Below are 21,544 nucleotides of genomic sequence, written 5' to 3'. Positions count from 1 at the left end.
GCACTAACTCGCCAAGTCTGTCACTTCTCCTCACGCGCGCAGCCCAGTCCCGCGATCCGCTCTTGGGGTTGAGGAGGGCGATGATCTCCCGTCCTCTCGCGACTTCGAGCAAGGGATCTGCACTGCGCCATCCGCAGCCCTTTTAGCCGTGCGACGGAAGCGACCGCGTGCTGCGTAGAAGGCATACGGACTACCTTTACATTGGAGATCGAGAATGTTCCAAAAATCGCTGACCACCATCGCTGCCATCGCCCTGCTTTCAGCGCCGCTGTCTTCCTATGCTCAACCAGCTCCGGTGCTCGCACCTCCCCCGCAAGCACAAGGCCCTGCGGCCGCGCCTCGCGGTCCCGGGTTGGAAACCGCGATTGTCGTTGGCGCCCTCGTGGTGCTGGCAGGGCTTTTCGCACGCCGTCACTGACGTGAAAGGCTGACCGTATTGTGTTTGAGGCTGGGCGCGCGTCCTCGAAGGGCGCTGCCTCGCCATCAAACGGCTTGCGCGCGCGGCCAATTATACCCCGCCTCGCACACCTGCCGTTGACCGCATCTGGAGTTAAAAATGCGGCCAACGGCAGGCTTGAGGGGGGGCAGCGCGGCGAAGGACGGCAACCCGAGCATAGAGAGCCACGAGACGATACCTCAGACCTCTCGCCGTGACCCATTCGCCGATCACGCTTGCGGCCATGTTTGCCGGTGGTCGGGCCGCGCAGTTGGATGAGGGATAGGTCTCGACGCGTGGATCTGCCTTAGGCTTGAACGTTGGCGGGCGGGCAGGGGGTGAGGCGACCCGTCCCGGATCACGCGGCGCAACCCTTTTGTTACATCTGTGCGAGCGTAAAAAACCGCGCAGAGATAACCGTTTGTGCCTCACGCATATGTATCGGCCGAGGCTGAAATGCCAATTCTACAGGCTCGCGCGCAGCCCTGAAAATACCCCAACCGATGCGTAGAGCGGGGCCGTCTCGCCTGACACTTTGGATGGAGAGCTGGTTTTTGCGGCGCTCAGGATGAAGCTCCGCAAAACTCGGGCACGCGACACTGCAACGTCGTGATGGCCGTTCAGCAATGCGTAAGGCGCCACTCAACATCGCATTTCGAGCGCTGAAATCGAAATCTCAAAGCAGGGTTAACCTCCCCGCAGATGTTGCGCGCTTTTCGCTTCCCAGTCCGCGATAAATCGCACGAAAAGCAACGTGAGGCTCTCGCGGCGGGAAGTATCGGGCCAGACCGCATAGATGCCGAGCGGCCGCAATTTCCAATCCGGCAACAGCCGTATCAGCGTCCCCGCAGCCTCCCCCCGCGCGACAAGATGCTCCGGCAGGACCGTGACGCCGAGGTTTTGCACGGTGAAATGATAAAGCGCGTCGATGCTATCGGCCTCCAGCCGCGACTGGCCCAGCACCTTCACCGTGTCGCCCGCAGGCCCGATCAGCGTGGTCATATCGGGGCGGTGCTTGTAGCGGATCCTGTCCCAATCCTCCAAATCCGACGGATGCAGCGGGCGCGCGCGGGTGGCCGCATAGCCCGCGCCCGCCACCAACGCCCGTTCGCTTTCGCTCAATTTACGCGACATCATGGAGCTATCATCAAGCCATCCTGCACGGATATTCACATCGAACCCGTCGTTCAGCAAATCAGTGCGTGCATCGCTGAAACTGACAGAGAGTGCCACCTGCGGGTGACGCCGGCTGAATTCGGCAATCGCCGTCGCCAAGGAGGAGGACGACATATAGGCGGGCATCGATAAGCGCAGCGCGCCGACCGGTTCCAGCGACAGCGCGTTGAGCTCATTCAAGCCGGTCTCCGCGCTGCGCAGCATCTCCGTCACGCGGGCGAAAAACATACGTCCCTCGTTGGTCAGCGCGATCTTGCGCGTGGTGCGATAGAGCAGCGTCACGCCGAGATAGGTTTCAAGCTCCGATACCGTCTCGCTGACACGCGAGGGCGCGATGCCGATCGCCTTGGCCGCCGCGCGAAATGACCCTTCGTCCACCACCCGCGCAAAGATCGCCATGTGACGCAGATGCTCAATCATTGTTCCGCTCTCCCGAACTATGACTTCTATAATCAATGGATACCCCGATCAATGCCGCGGGGATAGATGTTCCTTGCAATATGAGGAGACGACATCATGCAGGCGAACACAGTCTTCACCACGCAAAACGCCCCGCGCTACCTCGGCACGCTTTGCAAACATTTCGGCCACAAGGTACCCGTCACTTTGGACGCCGGTTCCGGCCGGATCGAACTGCCCTTCGGCATTTGTATTTTGAGCGCGGACGAGGTCGGGCTGCGCCTGACAGTCACCGCGTCTGAGACGCCCGCGCTGAATAAGACGATCGAGGTGATCACCAGCCATCTGGAGCGATTTGCCTTCCGAGAAAACCCGCAATTGACGTGGGGCTTCAGCGAAGACGCCTGACCCAAACCCCGCCAATCCAACGAAAACCCTGCCCGAATGCGCCCCCGAATGTGCCCTTGAGGGAGCGCAAACGGGACAGGCATGCCCACCCAAATCAAAGGAAACCACCATGAACCTGAAGCCCCTTCTTGCCTCGGCGGCGATCATCACGGCCCTGCCGCTGACCGCGCTCGCCGACAGCGCCGGGACCAAAGCCTTCGTTCTTGAGGCGCTGGAAAACACCCTGCTCGCGGGCGATGTTGAGGCCGTTGATCAATATTTCGCCGCCGATATCATCCAGCATAATGAGATGTTCGCGAGTGGCGTTGAGGCCCAAAAGGGCGTCGTCAGCTTCCTCAAAAGCAGCGGCGCTTTTAAGGCGGAGTATCTGCGCGTCATCGCGGAAGGTGACCTCGTTGCTGTCCATGCCCGCTATGAGGGCTTTGGCGACACGCCGATGATCGGCTTTGACGTGTTCCGCGTCGAGAATGGCAAGATCGCCGAGCATTGGGACAATCTGATCGTGGAGCAGCCGGTGAACCCCTCGGGCCGCAGCCAGATCGACGGCGCGACCGAGATCACCGATCTGGACAAGACCGATGCCAATAAAGCGCTGGTGGAAGAGTTCATCACCAAGGCGCTGATCAACCACGAGCAGGTCGATTTCACCCAATACATCAACCCGACCAACTACGCGCAGCACAATCCGATGGTCGCCGACGGCTTGGAGGGCTTTGGCGCGTTCATGGCCCAAATGGCCGAAAAAGGCATCACCATGGACTACGCCGAACTCCATCAGGTGATCGGCGAGGGCCATTTTGTGCTGACCATGTCGGAGGGCGCTTTGGGCGGCGCGCCGACCTCGTTCTATGACCTCTTCCGCGTCGAGGACGGGCTGATCGTTGAGCATTGGGATGTGATCGCGCCGATGCCCAGCGCCGATGCTCCGCATAATGAAGCTGGCAAATTCTGATCAAACCCTGACCTCCGAACGATCATGAGGGCCGTTCGGGGGCCAATCCGGAGCACAACATGAACCGCAGAACCCTACTGAAAACCTCGCTGGGCGCATCGCTCGCGATCATTCTTGGACAACACGCAGGAGCACGAGAGATGGACGAAACGACACAAGCCAGCTTTAACACCGTCATGGCCTTTATGGGCGCGATGGGATCGGGCGATATGGAAACCATGGGCAAACTGATGGCCGATGATATGGTCTGGCACAATGAAGGCGACGCAACCCTGCCGTGGATCGGCGGCGCGACTGGCAAAGACAACGTCTTCGCCTTCCTCGGCGTGTTTGCAGCGAACCTGCAAACCACCATGTGGGAAAACACCGATGCCTTCGCGTCGGGCGATACGGTGGCTGTGTTTGGCAAAATGAACGGCATCACGACACATTCGGGCAAGGAAATCGGCGCATTCACCTTCGCCCTGCGCGCCAAGGTCCGCGATGGCCAAGTGGTGCTCTGGCACTGGTTCGAAGACAGCTTCGCCGTCGCCCGCGCCTATCACGGCCAGTAACGCCCCCCCAGAACTGGAGACCGGACATGAGAAAATATCTGAGCGCCATGACCTATATCGGGGCCTGCATCGGGCTCTTGCCCGGTCTTGCAAACGCGCAGGACAGTTTCGATGTCGAGACTGTCAAATCCACCTATAGCACCCGCGATTATGCCTACGCGGCCCTGCCTGAGCGCGGTTACAATTATTACCAGATCGCCGAAAACGCATGGCTCGTGCATGACGATTTCGAGAACATGGTGTTCTTTGTCACCGAAGACGGGGTCGTCGTCTATGATCCCAAACCCGATGTCTCGCCCTTCGTGCTGGAGGTGATCCCACAGGTGACGGACAAGCCGATCACCCATGTCATCTATTCCCACCACCACCGCGATCACAGCCAAGGGGCTCATCTGTTCCCCGAAGCGGCGATCCTGATCGCGGAGAAGGAAACCGCCGATCTTCTGGCAGTCGCGCAGGACCCGATGCGCCCGCAGCCCGATCTGGTGTTTGAGGGGGATTATGTGTTGGAGACCGGTGGCTTCCGGCTGGAACTCACCAATCTCGATCGCAACTGGCACAGCCAAAGCGACATGATCGCCTGGGCTCCCGAGCAGAAGATCCTCTTTGCCGTCGACATGTTCCACCCCGATGCAGCCCCTTGGATCCATTGGGGAGAAAGCACCGATCCGTGGTTCGCATTTGGCCTGCCCGATCTCCTGCTGGCCAATTACGATTTCAACTTCGTGGTCACCGGCCATGAACGCTTTGCCGGCACGCGGGAGCATATGCAAACCTATCAGGCTTTCATTGGCGATATGAAACAGACCCTGATGGAGGTGGCGCAAAGCGAATGGTACGCGACCTTGATGGCGGAGGGCGCGCGGCATTACCAACAAACCTCGACCCATTACACCTACAAGCATGGGATCAGCACCGCATCGGACGCCTGCGCCACGAAGATGATCGAAAAATGGGCCGGCAGGCTGCGCAATGTCGAGCTGAACATGGCCGAGAACTGCCAGACCATGTTCATGCACCTGATCGTCTTGGATCCGTGAGACAACCCAAAAAGGGGGCACCTCTGGGCGGCCCCCCGCCTCACGCAGATATTTTTCCATGTCATACGATTGCGCGCGACAGTAATGCTGCAATGCGGCGTAAGACGAACACCTCCTCGGCCTCACCGATCTCCAGCTGAAAGGCGACGGACATGCTGTCACGATACTCTCCCTACTGGCTCTGGGCGCTTTTGGCGTTGCCCGGACTTCCGATCACGATGGGCATGATCAACGCGACCGGTGGCGAAGCGATCCACGCCGCCCTGCATCCCACCGGCGAATTCGCCGCGCGTTTCATGATCATCGGCATGCTGGCCTCGCCGCTGGCGCTGGTGTTCAAGGGCTGGCGCGGGCCGCGCTGGCTGCAAAAGACCCGGCGCTACTTTGGCGTCGCGGCGTTTTTCTACGCGCTGGCGCATACGGTGCTGTATCTGATTGACCTTGGCACCGTGGAAAAGGTGATGGCGGACGTGCCGAAATTCTACATCTGGACGGGCTGGATCGCCTTCGGGATCTTCGTGCCGCTGGCCGTCACCTCGTCGGATTACTTCGTCCGCAAGATGGGCCGCCGTTGGAAGACGCTGCAACGCACCACCTATGCCGCCGCGGTTCTGACCCTGCTGCATTGGGCCGCGCTGCATGAGTGGGGCGGCATCGGCCCTGCGCTGGTGCATTTCGGGCCGCTTGGTGTGCTGGAGGCTTACCGCCTTTGGTATTGGTATCTGCGCCCCAGACCCCACGCCGCTTAGAAAGATACGGGCGGCGCGTGTGCGCTGCCCGTATTTCCCGAGGGGGGCCAGCACCTCAACGCGGTTTGGCGAAGACAGCCAGCCTATTTTTCTAAACAGACCGCCGATGGCCGCAGCTCGGAGCGGCCACGCAGAAGTCAAAGTGCGAATGGCCGCTTCTTTGATCGGGGTTTAGTCCAACGCGTCTTCTTGCAGCTTTGGATCCGTGTCACTCATCTGGATCGCGCATCTCCCCACATCCGGCGGAGCAAGACGGCGAATGTGCGCGCGAACCGTCCTTGATCGTCGGAAACGTGTCGGATCGCCGACAGCGGTTTTGAAAATATGTGAAGCGATTTGCCAAACGCTCCAAGCTTTCATCCTGCGCATAGAGGCCTCGTCTTGGCTGGCCGCGCGTTTAACCTGCGATCGTGTTCCCAAAACCGCTGATACAAAATCACGCGCGCGCCCATGAACGGCACCAAAGCATAGGCTAGAGCGTCGTCCATCTCGATCAACGGTCGGACAACACCGTCATGACGGCCGTGTTTTGCGGTCTGCTAACGGGTGCGAGTATCGCCTCGCTGGTTTGCGGCTCATAGGGCCCATTTGAGCTTTGTATCACGTTCTGACCGCTCCCACAGCTTGACCATGACCGCCTTGTCATAGGCGTGCGCATTCAGTGTGCCTTGGCCAACCGGTCCAACGACTTCGAGGCGGCCTGTGGGGCCATAGAGAGCACGTTGCGCCAAGCCGTCTTCGGTCGCGCACATAACCTCTGGATAGGAGCCTTTTTCCGCAGTCTGGACCAACGGAGTCTTGGTCATGATGTGGAACATGGCACGCATCAACCAATTGCCGCTTGTTGTGATCAGTGACGTCGCAGATGAGCCGGGGTGGCTGACATAGACCTCGACGTCGTTGCGTCCCGCAGCGGCCAGCCGATCTTGCAACTCATAGGCGAACATCATCTGCGCCAGCTTGCTTTGAGAATAAGCCGCGTTCGCGCCGTAACCCTCATCCCAGTTCATGTCTTCGAACTTGATGGTCTTGAGGCCCATGTTATAGCCGAGGCTTGCGACGACCACGATGCGCCCCTTGCTTCGCGCGATGCGGCCTAACAGCAGACCATTGAGCAAAAAATGCCCGTAGTGGTTGGTGCCAAGCTGGCTTTCAAACCCGTCGACGGTCATCTTGCGCGTCGGCACCTGCGCGATGGCTGCGTTGTTGATCAAAGCGTCAATCTGCGGTGCAACCTCCAGCAAATCTTCTGCCGCCCTGCGCACGCTGGCAAGGTCGGACAGGTCCATGCGGATAAAATCGACGGCGGCGGTCGCGCCAAACTCGCGTTTAAGCTCCGCAATCGCCGCGGTCGATTTCTCGGCACTGCGGTTAAGCATCACGACCCTTGCGCCTTTTGACAGAAATATGCGTGTGGCCTGAAATCCGGTGCCCGCATTCGCGCCCGTAATCACGTAGGTTTTGCCAGCAAGGGTGCCAAGGCGTTCGGGCGGCCAGCCCTGCGGGCCGAAGGGTGTCTCAGCCATTATTATCTTCCTTTCGCGTGGCAGGAGATCCGCCAACTCAACTTGATGAAATGGAAATAAGTCGCCGCGCGTCGCAAAAATAGGCAAGATCATCGCGAATACTTGCCTGATTGTATCAGGGCGCTTGTCATCGGGGTGGGTCCTACGCTTGAATAACGCTATGACCCAACACCAGATCAAACATATCATCGCCCGCAGGATCGACCAAGACGGCCTGTTTGAAACAGGTGTTGCGGGGGTAAAGCTATTCCGCGCCACACAGGGCGTGCCTTGTGCGCCTGCGGTCTATGAACCCAGCGTAATCGCCATTGTCGCGGGCTCCAAAGAGGCCGTGCTGGATGGCACGCGCTACGTTTACGACAACAGCCAGTATATGTGCTGCCCGATGTCGATGCCCGTAAAGGCGGGCACGCCAGCCGCCTCCGAGGAAGATCCGCTTTACGGTGTTTATATCTCGTTGAACCCGCGCGTGATGAGCGAGCTGGCGACCGTGATGGACAACGCGGGCAGGGCGCTTCGTTCTGCGACGGGGCATCGCGCTGGGCAAGGCATCAAGCTCGCGCGGTGGGATCAGACTTTTTCCGATGCGCTGCTGCGGCTTTTGCAAATTTGCGACAACGAAGCCGATGCAGCCGTGCTGGGCGAGAGCCGTTTGCGGGAGCTGTATTACGCGATTTTGAAAGGCGAGGCGGGCCCTTTTGCGCGGCAGGCGTTCGGGGCGGGCAATGCGATCGCGCGCGCAATTGCGCATTTGTCGTCCAACCTGGACAAGCCGGTTTCAATTGACGACATGGCGTCGCGCGCGGGCATGAGCCGCGCCGTGTTTCATCGCAAATTCAAGCACGCGACTACGATGTCGCCCCTTCAATTTGTGAAATCGATGCGCCTTGGTGATGCGGCCGCGAAAATCGCCGAAGGGATGACCGTCAGCGAAGCCGCGATGGGTGTCGGATACGTCAGCCCATCCCAGTTCGGCCGCGAGTTCCGGCGCATCTACGGTCAATCGCCACGACAATGGGCCGATACACAGCATTCCCTAGCTTGAGAGAGTTTATGCCATCGGTCTTTTGAACCGAGGTTGATTGCGAAGAAGATGTGGTCCGGCGCGCGACAGCGCCAGCCCTCCCGCCTGCCGAATGACTGCAAAACCGCTCGCATATCACGACACGGTTGGGAAACCCCCTCAATTCCGGCGGCTGAGGTCACAGCCGATGGCGGCTGAGTTGGGCTACAAAGGCGGCGCGCGAGCACGCCGTAGCCTCTTGCGGCTTCCCGGATGAAAGTATACCGATCTACCTACACGTGGGAGATCCAGCATGGCTGCGCCAAACAAGACACCAAAAAAATCGGCACATGATCGCCTCATGCAGGCAGCCATGATCCTGTTTTACAACCACGGCATCGGTGGAACTGGCATAGATGCGATCGTGGAACGCGCAGGCGTAGCGAAAAAGAGCCTCTACAACAACTTTGCATCCAAGGCCGATCTCGTTAATCAATATCTCGAAGCGCGGCATGCAGAATGGTTGGCGCTTTATGATCAACGGGTGGCGACGGCTCAGGCGCCCGTCGAACGTCTCCTTGCGGTGTTCGATGCGTATCAGGACCATGCCGAATTTGCCTACGAGCGGGGGTTTCGCGGCTGCGGGTTGTTGAATGCGGCGGCGGAGCTTGAGGCCGGCGATGTCGGGCGGACCGCTGTGAGACGCCACAAGGAACAAGTCGAAAGCATTCTCCAGCAGCATCTCTTGGAACTTCTGCCTGCGCAACCTGATCGTGCGGCGGCTTTAGCAATGCAGATTGCGTTTCTTCTGGAAGGCGCGATGGCGCGGGCGGGACTGGAAGGCAGCAGCGCGCGGGTGATCATTGCAAGATCGATGGCTTACGACATGGTGAAGGCGCTGTGACATGATGCAGGGGCAAACTTGGGGCGTGGTCGCAATCGTGTTTGCGGCTATCGTATGGGGTACGACTGGCACAGCGGCAACGTTTGCGCCCGACGTCAGTGCCGCCGCGATCGGTGCGGCGGCAATGGGCGTTGGCGGTATCGCACAAGCTTTGATGGCCGCACGCGGCATCGCGCGATCCCGCTCGACCCTTTGGAACCAGCGTGGGCTTTTGATGGTTGGCGCGCTTTCGGTGGCGATTTATCCGCTGGCTTTCTACGGAGCGATGAGGCTGGCGGGTGTGACGGTCGGAACTGTCATTGCCATCGGGTCTGCGCCGCTACTCTCGGCGCTGATCGAATACCTGCTAGACCGAAGCAATCTGACCTTGCGGTGGTCCGTCGGGGCGTTTGTGGGGCTGATCGGCATGGTGCTGATATGCGTCGCAGAACATCTCTCCCATGGCGATGGGGGCGGTGGAGCCTTTGTGCCTGTGGGGGTTCTTCTGGGGCTGCTTGGCGGGCTGACCTACGCGCTCTATTCTTGGAGCGCGCGGAAGATGATGCTGCTCGGCACGCGGCCGTCAGTCGCAATGGGTGCTACATTCGGCCTTGGTGGCCTGTTGTTGATGCCGGTCCTGATCCTGACGGGAGGGGCATTTCTGGCATCTTGGACGAATGCGGCCGTTGGGGTCTACATGGCCGTAGTGCCCATGTTCCTTGGCTATCTTGCTTACGGGTTCGGACTTGCTCGTGTGCAGGCGAGCATGGCAACTGTCATCACCCTGCTTGAGCCCGTCGTGGCGGCCGTTTTGGCCGTTTTGATTGTGGGGGAGCGGCTGCCGCCCCTTGGTTGGATGGGTGTGGCTCTGGTTGTCGGGTGCCTTGTCATCATTGCGATGCCTCGTCCGCTCGGCGCGCGGTTCCGTGCCCGCTCGGAATGCGAGCAACGCTGAACGACTGGTTAGAACGCAAGCGGTCAATTGTGAGCGGGGCCAAGACAGGCCGCTTTGTCCCGCATTTCTGACGTCTGCGCACGGCAAGGCAAGGCACGGCACGGCACGGGGCATCTGTGGTCTCCGCCCTTGCGCCGATCAACACGAACGGCCCAAACCAGCCGCGGGCCAGATATCCACGCGATGCGTTATGGTTTCCCCGAAGCACACGTTCGATCCATATCGCAGCATCTTTGGTTGCCAAAAGCCTGCACAGCCCACGCCGCGCGATTTCGCGGCACGCGCGCTAATGGCTGCTAGAGGAGAGCCGAATGATCCGCAAACGGTGGAGATGGGTGAGACCCTCCTTTGAACTCAACCTCTGCCCGCTAAAGCTTCGCCGCGATCTGGTCCCCAGTTCTTTGCGCCGCAGATGACGAGCGGTCTGATACATGAGCACGAGACGATTTTGACAACACGGGCGAGCATTGGGGATGGGCGAGTTTTCACCCCGTGTTTGCGGGATCCAGACGGGCAGGGCGGACATGCGCGGACCCGAGCAGAGGTGGCGCCGTGACCACCTCTGCGATTGGTGTCAAACGAGACGTGGATCACAGTCCGAGTTGCGTGGCGATCTGCGCGATGATCGCTTCATGGACGTCCGACCGATCTGATCCTTCAGGAGTATCGCAAACGGGATCATCGCCCTCTTCCTTGAGGATCTCAGCCCCCATAGGCTTACACGGCAGCAAGGCGGAAAAGTGGTTTGCGGGCGCGATGTGTTCGATTTTTGCATCCGGTACCAAGGCCGCGAAATGACTTCCCTCAGCGCTGAAATCCGTCGCGAGCAAACGGTCACGTCCATCGCCCAACCCAATCAAAAGCACATTGCGACCCAAGCCCACCACATTGCGCTGGGTCAGCCCGTAATGTAGCGCCGGATCGATTGCGGCGACCATCGTGATCCTTGTGTCCTTATAGGACGCGTCCCATGTGGCGGCATCCAGACTGTGCAGGTTGATCCCGCCTTCAGCAAGGTCGCCGCAATGCGACGATGCCGCGCCGACGGTATCGCAATGTGCCGCATAGCCCGCAAGGTCGCCGGTTACTCCTGCCATAGAAAGCGCGGTCCAACCGCCATACGAGAAGCCCGTGGCCATAACACGTGTCATATCGAGCTGTCCGGCGAAGCGCGGGTTGGCTTGTAACGTGTCCAATGCCGTTTGAAGATCCTGAACACGGGTCCAATGATCCAACCCTTGGCGCAAATCAAAGTCGGCGGTTGTGCTGTTGGGGTGATCAACACTGACAACAACCGCGCCCCGCGCCGCGAGCCCCGCCGAAAGCCAGCTCAACGTGCGGATGTTGCCGCCCAAACCGTGCGACAGCAGGACGACGGGGAACGGCCCCTCGTCGATTGTGCCGCCCTCTTGCACCGGCGTGCCGTGGAACACGCCGTTTTCGCCGATGCTTACCTCTGATCCGCCACCTGTCGTTGGGTACCACAGCGCGCCGGACACCGGCGCAGCCTGATAGGCGACTGGAAAGGTGACCGGTTCATAGCCTGCCAGGCCGTCTGCCAGTGCTGATGTGGCGGTCAGGGCAAGCACGATGCTCAATGCTGTCGATTTCATTTGGAAAACTCCCGTTCCAAGATTGCGATGGCCTTGACTTGGCAGCGCGGAGAAAGTCTGGCGTCCTAAAACCGGTTTGAGGTCGCGCAGAACCCGTTCTAGGATGTCGCGTGGCCGACGAAGGACACCCGAAATGCCAACACTTCCCATCCCTATGTGCGGATCTATCGTTCTGATATTCATGCTGATTGCGTTGCTAAGGCGCGAAGGGCAAAGCCGCATCTTGCCCGTTTTGCTTGGCACTTGTGCAGCGCAAGGCGTCATTATCTCACTGGCCCAACATTACGACGTCGCACTCTTTCGGAACATACAGCCAGTCAGCGCAGCCGTTATTCCGGCTTTGGCATGGGTCACCTTCCAAGGCACGGCCATTCGCGGGCCACGTTGGCGGTTGGATATCTGGCACGCAATTGGCCCCGCTTTTGTTGTGTTCTGCCTTATTAACGCCCCCGCATGGCTCGATGTATCCATTCCTGTTCTCTACGTCGGATATGGCAGCGCTATTGTTCTCACCTTGATGCAAGGGGCAGACGCATTACCCCGACTGCGCCTTGGAACAGGAGACGTGCCAACCAAAATCTGGCGTATTATGGGGCTGTGTCTGATTGGGTCAGCTTTGAGCGACGTCCTTATCGTCGTGGCCCAAATCGCCGGATTGGCCTCTTGGCAGCCTTGGATCATTAGCCTGTTTTCGACCGGCACGCTGATCTTGCTGGGAAGTTTGGCCTTGTCGGACAGCCTGACGGACCCGGATCAATCCGTGCCATTGCCCGCAGCGCCGGTTGATACGCAATTGGATGAGACTTTGATGACGCGGCTCGATCAGCTGATGGCCACACATCACCTCTATCTCAACCCTGACCTGACTTTGACACAGCTGGCGCGACGGTTGCACGTTCCTGTCAAACACCTATCCGTGGCGATCAACCGCAAGACCGGCGAAAACGTCTCTCGCTACATCAACTCACACCGCATCAACGCCGCCTGCGAAAGCCTGCGCCGTGGCGAAACAGTGACCTCTGCAATGCTGTCTGCGGGGTTCAACACAAAATCAAATTTCAATCGAGAGTTCTCGCGCACGATGAAAATGTCGCCAAGTGACTGGCTGCGGATAAATGGTAGTCCGCATGAGATTATGCCAGCCAGAGCAAAAGCCCTTATCTTCGATACAAACGTAAATCGTATCGTTCCATGTGGCCACAAACTCAGGCGCGGGACCCGTTGATTTGACGGCGCAGCACGGGGCATCGTTCGACACCTGAGCGGTGATAGTCTGATCTTGTCTGGACGGACCAACACAAGATCCCCGTCAAAACTGAAACGTGCCGCCCCTCACGCCGCAACGGCTACGAAGATCGGGACGTTTGTGCCATTCGCCCCGCGTGTTTTCGGGGGCGCCAAACGCCCTGCCGTATCGATGATGCGGCAGGGCAATCGGGGTCTATTCGGCAGCCGCCATTTGGGGCGCCGCCGCGTTCAGCCGTCCCGAGAGGCGGACCAGAGCGATCCCGACAGCAACCACTGCGGCGGCGATGTAGGGCGCGGCGGCCAGTCCAATGCCTTCCACAACAAGCCCACCGGCCCAAGCGCCACCGGCAATCCCGAGATTGAAGGCGCCAATGTGTAACCGCCCGATTGCCACCGCCTGCCTGAATTTTCGCTGATCTGATATGGCACGTTCATAGCGACGTCGTTTGCGACGTGTCTTATGCGGGGTTTGCGATGCGTGGCGATATTCTGGGACTGGAACGGCGACGGCGGTGGAGCGACGAGGCGAAGCTCGAGATCGTATTGTCGGTTGGGGCGGACGGCGCGACGGTGACGCAGGTTGCGCAGCGGCATGATGTGACGCGCCAGCAGATCTATTCTTGGCGGCACGAGATGAAGAGGAAGGGGTTGCTTTCGGCGTTTCCGGAGGCCCTGTTCCTGCCGGTGGAGCTGGAGATGCCGGCAGATCTTGCCGTGCCTGCGCCGAGTGTAGAGCCGGCGGCGGCGCCCCCTTCCAACATCGAATTGCAACTGGCCAATGGCCGCTGCCTGCGCTTCGACCCGGCTCTGGATACGGGCACGCTGACGCGTCTGATCCGCATTGTAGAAACCGCATGATCGGGCCGGGCACCGGGGTTCGAGTTTATCTGGCCTGCGGCGTGACCGACATGAGGAAGGGGATCGCAGGCCTGGCGGCCTTGGCGCAGGATCACCTGCGGCAGAAGCCCACCAGTGGTGCGGTCTTCGCGTTCCGCGGGCGTCGGGGCGACAGGCTGAAGCTGCTTCATTGGGACGGTCAGGGGTTTTGCCTCTACTATAAGGTGCTGGAGAAGGGCCGCTTTCCGTGGCCCGCGCGCGGTGACGGCGCAGCGCGGCTGACTTCGGCGCAACTCGCCATGCTCTGGGAAGGGATTGACTGGCGCAGGCCGGACTGGGGTGCGCCACCGGCTCGCGTAGGCTAAGAAATGGCGTTGAAACGCCTTGTTTTTATGGTCTTTCTTGGGGCCTTGTGGTATCAGGGCGCATGTCGAAAGCGGCCCAAACTCTTCCTGATGATCCGGCGCTTCTGAAGGCGCTGGTCGCGGCCTTGCAGGCGGAGAACGCGAAGATCTCGGCCACGTTGCGCGCCCATGACGCGCTGATCCAGACCCTGCGGTTGCGCATCGCCAAGCTGAAGAAGCAGGTCTTCGGCCAGTCCTCGGAAAAGATCGAACGCGAGATCGAGCAGCTGGAGCTGGCACTGGAGGATCTGCTGATCGCCGCGGCCGAGAGCGAGACGGCGCTCATGGAGGACGGCCAGGACAAGGGCGCGCTGGAAACGGCTGTCGCCGGCGAGGTCGCCGATCGCCCATCCCGCCGTCGACCCCGGGTCTCGGACAGCACGCCGCGCGAGCGGCAGGAGCTCGACCCTGGCAGCTGCTGCCCCGATTGCGGCGGCGACCTGCGGATGGTGGGTGAGGATGTCAGCGAGATGCTGGATCTGATCGCGGCGCAACTGAAGGTCGTCCAGATTACCCGCCCCAAGAAATCCTGCCGCCGCTGCGAGCGCATGGTGCAGGTGCCTGCGCCCAGTCGGCCCATCCCGGGCAGCATGGCCGGTGCTGGCCTGCTGGCCCACATCCTTGTCTCCAAGTTCGACGATCACCTTCCCCTCTATCGCCAGCACGAGATCTTTGCGCGCATGGGGGCCGATATCCCCGACAGCACGCTGGTCGACTGGTGCGGCCGCGCCATGAAGGTGCTCCAGCCGCTGATCGAAAGGATCGAGGCGGATGTCATGGTCAGCAACCTGCTGCATGCCGATGATACACCGATCCGGGTGCTGGACCGGTCTCAGCGCGACAAGGGGCTGGTCAAGGGCGTGAAGAAGGGCCGGATCTGGACCTATGTCCGGGATCAACGCCCTTGGGCAGGCACGTCGCCACCCGGCGCGGTCTATGCCTTCGCGCCGGACTGGAAGGAAGAACACGTCCATCGCCATCTCGCCCAGACCCGCGGCATTCTGCAGGCCGACGGATACAAGGGCTATGCCAAGCTATACGGCCCGGACCCTGACGGGACGCCCCGTCTGCGGGAGGCCGCCTGCTGGGCTCACCTTCGGCGCGACTTCCATGATGAATGGGGCAAGACGAAATCCGCAATTGCCCGCGAGGCGCTCGACCGCATCGGCGCGCTCTATGACATCGAGCGGGAGATCAACGGCTGTTCGGCCGAAATCCGTCTCGCCGCCCGCCAGAAGCTCAGCGCCCCGAAGGTTGCGGCCTTCTTCGCCTGGTCAGAGCAGCAGCTCTCGCTGATCCCCGGCAAGGGTGATCTGGCCAAGGCGTTTCGCTATGGGCTCAGCCGACGGGGCGCCTTCAGTCTCTTCCTCGAAGACGGCCGGGTGGCCGTCGACAACAATCCGGCCGAACGTGCCCTGCGCCCGATCGGCATCGGCCGGAAAAACTGGCTCTTCGCAGGGGCCGACACCGGCGCTGAAACGCTGGCCCGCGCCATGACCATCATCGAGACCGCCAAGATGAACGGCCTCAATCCGCAGGCCTACCTCGCCGACATACTGGCCCGCATCCACGATCATAAGATCAATCGGATCAATGATCTGTTGCCATGGAACTGGTCGCCGCTGACCACGCCTCAGGCGGAGGCCGCCTGATGGCAATCGTCAGCCACGTCTGCACCCTCGACCATGTCACCAAGATGCTGGGTGAAGACCCCGAGCTTCTGGAGGCCATCGTCTACAAGGACGACAATCTGAGCTATGGGGCAATCATCAGCGTCTATACCGGCCCAGACGAGACTATCACCGCCTTGACCGATGACGGTATCGATGAACTGAAAGATATGCTCAGGGACGCGCGCGTAACGACCGAAACCTGGCATACATTCCTCGACGACTTCGTCGACGACGAAGACCTCGTCGCTCGCATCAAGGCCCAGTCACCGCGGTAGCAACCGGTTGGTTACGCCAATGTTCAGGCCGGAGGCGACATCAATGGCACCCGGTGACACCTCGCGCGCGATCTGCACAACGTAGGATTGCAACGGCGGCACATTGGCGAAAGCAAAGCCGCCCCAGAACGCCGCAACCGCGATGGCTGCAATAGGGCTGGTAAGGAACACACCAAGCGCAACCAGTGATATCGCAAGGCCAGCAAAGATCACCGTCAGAGAAGCGACTGCACCGATACGGTCAGCCAGTTTGCCGCCTGCGATGTTCCCCACGGCGACAGATGCACCATAAAGCAGCAGCACGAGGCTGATCGCACCTGCCGACAGACCAGTGACTTCGTTCAGCATTGGCGCAAGGAAGGTAAAGGCGATGAAGTTGCCGCCATAACCGACAGCCGTGATCAGATAGACCAGCAGCAGGCGCGGGGACGTCAGCACCTGCAATTGCGCCTTGATCCCTGCCGAGGCAGTCTTGGTGAGATTAGCCGGCACCAAGATGGCAGATGCGATGAAACCGATCACGCCAAGCATGACAACGCCAAGGAACGTGGACTGCCAGCCGAAGTTTTGGCCGATCAAGGTTCCCAAAGGCACGCCCGTGACCAAAGCCACCGTCAAACCAAGGAACACCAAAGCAATGGCCGAGCTTTCCTTTTCAGGCTCGACCAAATCCGTCGCGATGGTCGAGGCGATTGCGAAGAACACACCGTGCGCGAGGCCGGTGATAAAGCGCGCGGCGACCAGACTGTTATAGTCCGGCGCAAAGGCGGCATAAGCATTGCCAAGCGTGAAAAGCGCCAGCAAGAGAAGCAACAGCGTTTTGCGCGGGACGCGGTCCGCCATGGCCGTCAGCACCGGCGCGCCGATGGTCACGCCGAGGGCGTAAAGGCTGACCAATAGGCCAGCTGACGGGATTGAAACGCCAAGATCGGCGGCGATGGTGGGAAGCAGGCCAACGATAACGAACTCGGTCGTCCCAACGGCGAAGGCGGCGATTGTCAGCGCTCATAAAGCAAGTGGCATCGGTTTCTCCATGAATTAGATGTCGACGCCGTATATGCCTGCGGTTATCTGTTGCGATAATAGGCATGTTTGGAATGGATCATTGCAGAAACTGCACGAATTACTTCGCATGGAAGACTTGGCCGCCTTTGTCGGGATCGTCGATGATGGGGGCTTTGCTGAGTCAGCACGGCGCCGAGGATTATCGGCCTCTACGCTGAGCCGCTCAGTCACGCGGCTGGAAGGGCAACTGAAGGTCACATTGCTGCGCCGGACCACGCGGTCCATCGAGATCACGCCCGAAGGTGCTGCCATTCTGGCCGAGGCCCGAGAGATTTTGGACCGCAGCGAAAGCCTGCAAGAGATCGCGACAAGCGGGCAGGCCCCTGCTGGGCCTTTGCGGGTGAACGCGCCCGTGCCATTCGTGCTGCATGTGCTTGCGCCGCGCTTGGCAGAGTTTCACGCGCAATACCCCAATATCCAGCTATCGATCGACATGACCGACACGCTGGTCGATCTGATCGGAAGCCACGCCGATGTTGCCATTCGGTTGGGCCGTCTGCCTGATAGCGACATGCTGCATCGCCCGCTGGGGCGAACGCCGTGGAAACTGGTTGCCACGCCGGAGTATCTGGACCGCCACGGCTGGCCCGAGACGCCAGCGGATCTCGTAAGGCTGGAACAAGTGCGCTTCGCGTCGCCAGACCACATCAACACGTTGCGTTTTGCAGGCCATGCCGAACCGATTGCAATGCCCGCCGCGATCACCGCCGGCAATGGCGAGGCGGTGCGGCAACTGGTGCTGGGCGGCTTGGGGATCGCCCGTTTCTCCGATTTCATGATCGCAAAGGATATCGCCGCTGGCCGTCTGGTCGAACTCTTTCCGGATCAGCTGCAATCCGAGCCGCTCGACATTTCCGCCCTATACCTGACCCGCATCTCCGGCCTGCGCCGTCTCGGGGTGTTTCTGGATTGGCTGGGGACGTTACGGTCAGGCTGAGGTCCGCTTAACGACGCCGAAAGCTCCGCTACGGGGCGTTTCTGAGTGCTCCGTGAAGGCGTTCAAATCGGCTGATCCAAATCAAGGCGCCCTACATCGGCTTATGCGCACATGCGCAAAAGAGAGGTGTCCTGATGATTCATGCCGCCCTGACTGCTCTTGCTGAACCGACCCGCCTTGCCGCGATGCGTGTCCTGATGGACGGTGAGGAGCATTGCGTTTGCGATGTGATGCGGCGTCTTGGGGCCACGCAAAGCCGGATGTCGCGTCATATGCAGGTGCTAAAACAAGCGGGTCTGGTGGTGGATCGGCGCGATGCGCAATGGGTACGCTACAAGATCAACCCCGACCTGCCGCCGCCTCTACGCGCGCTTTTGGATGCGGCGCTGGTTGACGAGGTGGTGGCATGACCTTCTTTGGGTGGATGAATGATCAGCTGCTGCAGATGCAATGGCTGTCTGATCTGGTCACGTCTGGCGTACAGGCCATAGGTTTCGATCCCGCCTCACGCCTTGGCGGATCGGTGCAGTTCTTTGTTTATGACGTGATCAAAATCTTCATACTGCTTTCGGTTCTGATCTTCGTAATCTCATATGTGCAAAGCTATTTCCCGCCCGAGCGCACGCGGCGGATCCTCGCTGGACGGTCGGGCATCGGGGCGAATATCCTTGGCGCTTTGCTGGGCACCATCACCCCGTTTTGCTCCTGTTCCTCCATCCCGCTGTTTATCGGGTTTACCGCGGCGGGTCTGCCGCTGGGGGTGACATTTGCCTTCCTGATCTCGTCTCCTCTGGTGGATATGGCCTCGGTCATCCTGCTGGCCTCGATCTTTTCTTGGCCCATAGCGCTGGCCTATGTGGGCGTCGGCCTGCTGGTTACAGTGATCGGCGGCACGCTGATTGCAAGGCTGGGGATGGAAGATCAGGTCGAGAGCTTTGTCCGCTCTGTGCCAGTGACCGACACCGAAGACGTTATGACGCGCGCCGAACGTCTGGCGTTTGCCCGCGATCAGGTGCTCGATATCCTGAAAAAGGTCTGGCCCTATGTCATGATCGGCGTTGGCATTGGGGCCGCGATCCACAACTGGGTGCCGGCCGGGACGATTTCCGCGCTGCTGGGGCAAGATAAATGGTGGGCTGTGCCGGTGGCGACCCTTGTCGGTATTCCGATGTACGCGGATATCTTCGGCACCCTGCCGATTGCCGAGGCGCTGGTTGGCAAAGGCGTCGGGCTTGGCACCGTTCTGGCCTTTATGATGGCGGTCACGGCGCTGTCGCTGCCCTCGCTCATCATGCTCCGGCGCGTGGTCAAGATGCCTTTGCTGGTCGTGTTTACCGGTGTGGTGACGATCGGCATCCTGACCATCGGCTTCACCTTCAACGCCATCACTCACCTGTTCATCTGAAAGGATATCCTGTGATTATCAAGATTCTCGGGTCCGGCTGCAAAAAATGCGTCACCTTGGCCGACAACGCCAAAGCAGCGGTAGAGGCGGCGGGCAAGACGGCGGAAATCGTCAAGGTCACCGACTTTGCCGAGATCGCGGGTTACGGCGTGATGTCCACGCCTGCGCTGGTGGTGGATGAAAAGTTGCTGTGTTCGGGCAAGGTTCTGAGCGCGGTCGAGATCGGCCATTTGCTATGACCGACTACCGCGTTGAGGCCCGCCGCGTTGATCATCACGGCAGCCTTGCCATCGCGAAAGAGGCCGAAGTTGTGCTGGATACCGATATGGCGGGCCAACTCGATGCGATGAACCCGGTCGAGCTTCTGCTGGCAAGCCTTGCCTCCTGCATTCTGAAAGGGACCGAGCGCGTCATCCCGATGCTGCACTTCGATCTGCGCGGCGTTGAGGTTTCGCTGCGGGGTGTCCGGCACGACCGCCCACCCAAGATCATAACTATCCGCTATGAAATCACCGTAGACACCGATGAAACCGATGCGCGGCTGGCTTTACTGCACAAAAACCTCCAGAGGTTCGGCACCATTTACAACACTCTGGCAGGGACGACAGATCTTTCCGGAACCATCCGCCGCAAACTCTGCTAAGCTTCATGCCTGCACGCCGTCAAAGTCTTGATGCCTATGAATCTCCTCGGTTTTTGCTTTTAAAAGCCCAGCAAGACGACGTCTTTCGTGCCGCCCGCCGGCCATAACCTGTCCTTACCTGAGGCATTCCGATTTCGAGATCGTAATGCGCGAGCAGTCCCGTTACTTTGGTATCAACCGATGCGCCGATAGTCTCAACGCATGCGCACAAACAGGGAATATCGAACTCATGAGAGCGATGATTAGGTTACTATTCACGGTATGCGCATTCGCTTCGCCGGCGTTTGCCCAAACGCAACAAGAACAGGATCGGTTTGACGAACTGGTTTCGCTGTATCAAGCGGCCACTGTTGTCGGAGAGCCCACTTTTGAGCCCTGCGTCCTATCCCAAGGGGCTGAGGCCAACTGCTTGAAAATAACGGTGGTAGCTGCCCCCTCTGATCACATCACGGGCCCTTATTGTCCGCTCAATATCAGCGATACTGCCGAAGCTGGTGGCACTTGGTTTGTCGACGGGGAAGTTCGCGATGTGGATGGTGATTTCATCGCCAGATTGTCAGAGATCTATCAGAACGATGCTTGGCAGATGTTTGATCCCGAAACGGGCGATATCTTTGTGCGTAACAATGAAATCGGCTGTATCGTTGCGGGTGACCCGACCAATTCCACGGGCCAGCCTGACAACATTTGTGTCGATTGCAGTCTTGGTTTTATCGGTAAAACCGTGACACGGACGTATTTCATTCCTCTCACTCCCGTCGCATCGGAGGGCGACGTCGGCGATGTGCGTGGCGGCGTTGGTCTTGCGTTGAACGGGGTTAAAGTGGAAGGGCCGGCCCCGCTTGAGTTGATCCTCGGCGGCATCACGATTGGCCCGTTTGACGATTGTGGTGGGCATATCAACCCCAGCGAGGGCTATCATTACCACGGGATTTTGGAGGGATGTGGCGCGCGCGCGGCCGCCGTCACGGAAGGCCACGCTGCGCGCCTCGGGGTCGCGATGGATGGGCATGACCTTTACGATCAGCTGGATTTGGATACTTCCGAGCCCGCTGATCTGGATGCCTGCCGCGGGCACGAGGTTGAAGGGCTGGGCTATCATTACCACGTGTCGGCCACGGCTACGAACCAGATTTTGCCATGTTTGACCGCGCAAACGGGATGTAGTTTGGAGAGTGCTGACGCAAATTGTGACGCATCGCTCCAAAGCCGCGAGCAGGGGGGGCCACCCCCGCGTGAGAATTGAGCGTTGATAGGCAAGGGGATTTAAGCGCACCTTGCCCGGGTTCAAAGCGGAAGGGCGTATGAGGGAGAAGACGCTCTCTCATGCGCAGTTGGCTTTTGCCGGATTTTCAATGGCATA

At 59.8% G+C, this 21,544-nt stretch carries 25 protein-coding genes; 20 read left to right on the top strand and 5 right to left on the bottom strand.

Annotated elements, in window-relative coordinates:
* Positions 1-214: 214 nt before the first annotated feature.
* Complete coding sequence (locus SJY32_RS07415; RefSeq protein WP_376873419.1) at positions 215-418, top strand: hypothetical protein; 204 nt, start codon at positions 215-217, stop codon at positions 416-418.
* 705 nt (positions 419-1,123) lie between these two features.
* Here SJY32_RS07415 and SJY32_RS07410 read toward each other — a convergent pair.
* A complete protein-coding gene (locus tag SJY32_RS07410) occupies positions 1,124-2,032 on the bottom strand; it encodes a LysR family transcriptional regulator (RefSeq protein WP_376873417.1) in 909 nt (302 codons plus the stop codon).
* A 96-nt stretch (positions 2,033-2,128) separates the two neighbouring features.
* Between SJY32_RS07410 and SJY32_RS07405 the strand changes: the two genes are divergently transcribed.
* The 5 genes from SJY32_RS07405 (at position 2,129) to SJY32_RS07385 (ending at position 5,714) form a co-directional block, all read left to right on the top strand.
* On the top strand, positions 2,129-2,419 hold the full coding sequence (locus SJY32_RS07405) for a DUF2218 domain-containing protein (protein WP_376873415.1): 291 nt from the start codon (positions 2,129-2,131) through the stop codon (positions 2,417-2,419).
* A gap of 109 nt (positions 2,420-2,528) precedes the next feature.
* Positions 2,529-3,371, top strand: a complete 843-nt coding sequence (locus SJY32_RS07400; RefSeq protein ID WP_376873413.1) for a nuclear transport factor 2 family protein — start codon at positions 2,529-2,531, stop codon at positions 3,369-3,371.
* A gap of 59 nt (positions 3,372-3,430) precedes the next feature.
* Positions 3,431-3,925 (top strand): nuclear transport factor 2 family protein, encoded by a 495-nt coding sequence (locus SJY32_RS07395; protein WP_376873412.1) that lies wholly within the window; start codon positions 3,431-3,433, stop codon positions 3,923-3,925.
* 26 nt (positions 3,926-3,951) lie between these two features.
* Entirely contained in the window at positions 3,952-4,965 is a 1,014-nt protein-coding gene (locus SJY32_RS07390; protein ID WP_376873411.1) for an MBL fold metallo-hydrolase, read from the top strand.
* Positions 4,966-5,117: 152 nt separating this feature from the next.
* On the top strand, positions 5,118-5,714 hold the full coding sequence (locus SJY32_RS07385) for a sulfite oxidase heme-binding subunit YedZ (RefSeq protein ID WP_376873409.1): 597 nt from the start codon (positions 5,118-5,120) through the stop codon (positions 5,712-5,714).
* A gap of 575 nt (positions 5,715-6,289) precedes the next feature.
* Here SJY32_RS07385 and SJY32_RS07380 read toward each other — a convergent pair.
* On the bottom strand, positions 6,290-7,240 hold the full coding sequence (locus SJY32_RS07380; protein ID WP_376873407.1) for an SDR family oxidoreductase: 951 nt from the start codon (positions 7,238-7,240) through the stop codon (positions 6,290-6,292).
* Positions 7,241-7,400: 160 nt separating this feature from the next.
* Between SJY32_RS07380 and SJY32_RS07375 the strand changes: the two genes are divergently transcribed.
* From SJY32_RS07375 to SJY32_RS07365, 3 genes are all read left to right on the top strand, one after another.
* The gene (locus SJY32_RS07375) at positions 7,401-8,285 is read left to right on the top strand and encodes an AraC family transcriptional regulator N-terminal domain-containing protein (protein ID WP_376873405.1); all 885 of its coding nucleotides are present in this window, start codon (positions 7,401-7,403) and stop codon (positions 8,283-8,285) included.
* Positions 8,286-8,556: 271 nt separating this feature from the next.
* Entirely contained in the window at positions 8,557-9,147 is a 591-nt protein-coding gene (locus SJY32_RS07370; RefSeq protein WP_376873403.1) for a TetR/AcrR family transcriptional regulator, read from the top strand.
* 1 nt (position 9,148) lies between these two features.
* Positions 9,149-10,081 (top strand): DMT family transporter, encoded by a 933-nt coding sequence (locus SJY32_RS07365; protein ID WP_376873401.1) that lies wholly within the window; start codon positions 9,149-9,151, stop codon positions 10,079-10,081.
* Positions 10,082-10,671: 590 nt separating this feature from the next.
* Here the strand turns inward: SJY32_RS07365 and SJY32_RS07360 are convergent.
* Positions 10,672-11,694, bottom strand: a complete 1,023-nt coding sequence (locus tag SJY32_RS07360) for an alpha/beta hydrolase family protein (RefSeq protein ID WP_376873399.1) — start codon at positions 11,692-11,694, stop codon at positions 10,672-10,674.
* A 133-nt stretch (positions 11,695-11,827) separates the two neighbouring features.
* Here SJY32_RS07360 and SJY32_RS07355 point away from each other — a divergent pair, with 133 nt between their 5' ends.
* Entirely contained in the window at positions 11,828-12,919 is a 1,092-nt protein-coding gene (locus SJY32_RS07355; protein WP_376873397.1) for a helix-turn-helix domain-containing protein, read from the top strand.
* Between the two features lie 216 nt (positions 12,920-13,135).
* On the opposite strand, the gene SJY32_RS07350 is transcribed toward SJY32_RS07355, so the two are convergent.
* Positions 13,136-13,336, bottom strand: coding sequence for a hypothetical protein (locus tag SJY32_RS07350; RefSeq protein WP_376873395.1), 201 nt, complete (start codon positions 13,334-13,336; stop codon positions 13,136-13,138).
* An 80-nt stretch (positions 13,337-13,416) separates the two neighbouring features.
* Between SJY32_RS07350 and SJY32_RS07345 the strand changes: the two genes are divergently transcribed.
* The 4 genes from SJY32_RS07345 to SJY32_RS07330 all read left to right on the top strand — a co-directional run bounded on the left by SJY32_RS07345 (position 13,417) and on the right by SJY32_RS07330 (position 16,131).
* Positions 13,417-13,800: a transposase gene (locus tag SJY32_RS07345; protein WP_376870856.1), complete on the top strand. Its 384-nt coding sequence runs from the start codon at positions 13,417-13,419 to the stop codon at positions 13,798-13,800.
* The gene (gene tnpB / locus SJY32_RS07340; RefSeq protein ID WP_376870854.1) at positions 13,797-14,144 is read left to right on the top strand and encodes an IS66 family insertion sequence element accessory protein TnpB; all 348 of its coding nucleotides are present in this window, start codon (positions 13,797-13,799) and stop codon (positions 14,142-14,144) included. Before SJY32_RS07345 ends, tnpB begins: the two co-directional genes overlap by 4 nt.
* A gap of 62 nt (positions 14,145-14,206) precedes the next feature.
* Complete coding sequence (locus tag SJY32_RS07335; protein WP_376870851.1) at positions 14,207-15,835, top strand: IS66 family transposase; 1,629 nt, start codon at positions 14,207-14,209, stop codon at positions 15,833-15,835.
* Entirely contained in the window at positions 15,790-16,131 is a 342-nt protein-coding gene (locus SJY32_RS07330) for a hypothetical protein (protein ID WP_376870849.1), read from the top strand. Before SJY32_RS07335 ends, SJY32_RS07330 begins: the two co-directional genes overlap by 46 nt.
* Here SJY32_RS07330 and SJY32_RS07325 read toward each other — a convergent pair.
* Positions 16,120-17,127: an MFS transporter gene (locus SJY32_RS07325; RefSeq protein WP_376877635.1), complete on the bottom strand. Its 1,008-nt coding sequence runs from the start codon at positions 17,125-17,127 to the stop codon at positions 16,120-16,122. The two genes, SJY32_RS07330 and SJY32_RS07325, sit on opposite strands and share 12 nt — an antisense overlap.
* 109 nt (positions 17,128-17,236) lie before the next feature.
* Here SJY32_RS07325 and SJY32_RS07320 point away from each other — a divergent pair, with 109 nt between their 5' ends.
* The 6 genes from SJY32_RS07320 (at position 17,237) to SJY32_RS07295 (ending at position 21,427) form a co-directional block, all read left to right on the top strand.
* Positions 17,237-18,133, top strand: coding sequence for a LysR family transcriptional regulator (locus SJY32_RS07320; RefSeq protein WP_376873393.1), 897 nt, complete (start codon positions 17,237-17,239; stop codon positions 18,131-18,133).
* A gap of 134 nt (positions 18,134-18,267) precedes the next feature.
* Positions 18,268-18,543, top strand: coding sequence for an ArsR/SmtB family transcription factor (locus SJY32_RS07315; protein WP_376873391.1), 276 nt, complete (start codon positions 18,268-18,270; stop codon positions 18,541-18,543).
* Entirely contained in the window at positions 18,540-19,538 is a 999-nt protein-coding gene (locus SJY32_RS07310; RefSeq protein ID WP_376873389.1) for a permease, read from the top strand. Before SJY32_RS07315 ends, SJY32_RS07310 begins: the two co-directional genes overlap by 4 nt.
* A gap of 11 nt (positions 19,539-19,549) precedes the next feature.
* Positions 19,550-19,777 (top strand): thioredoxin family protein, encoded by a 228-nt coding sequence (locus SJY32_RS07305; protein WP_376873387.1) that lies wholly within the window; start codon positions 19,550-19,552, stop codon positions 19,775-19,777.
* Positions 19,774-20,181, top strand: coding sequence for an OsmC family protein (locus tag SJY32_RS07300; RefSeq protein ID WP_376873385.1), 408 nt, complete (start codon positions 19,774-19,776; stop codon positions 20,179-20,181). Before SJY32_RS07305 ends, SJY32_RS07300 begins: the two co-directional genes overlap by 4 nt.
* A 238-nt stretch (positions 20,182-20,419) precedes the next feature.
* Positions 20,420-21,427, top strand: coding sequence for a YHYH protein (locus SJY32_RS07295; RefSeq protein WP_376873383.1), 1,008 nt, complete (start codon positions 20,420-20,422; stop codon positions 21,425-21,427).
* Positions 21,428-21,544 lie beyond the last annotated feature (117 nt).

It is taken from the genome of Albirhodobacter sp. R86504 (assembly GCF_042466415.1).
In the GTDB taxonomy this organism is placed as follows: domain Bacteria; phylum Pseudomonadota; class Alphaproteobacteria; order Rhodobacterales; family Rhodobacteraceae; genus Albirhodobacter.
This window is presented reverse-complemented; position numbering and strand designations above follow the sequence as displayed.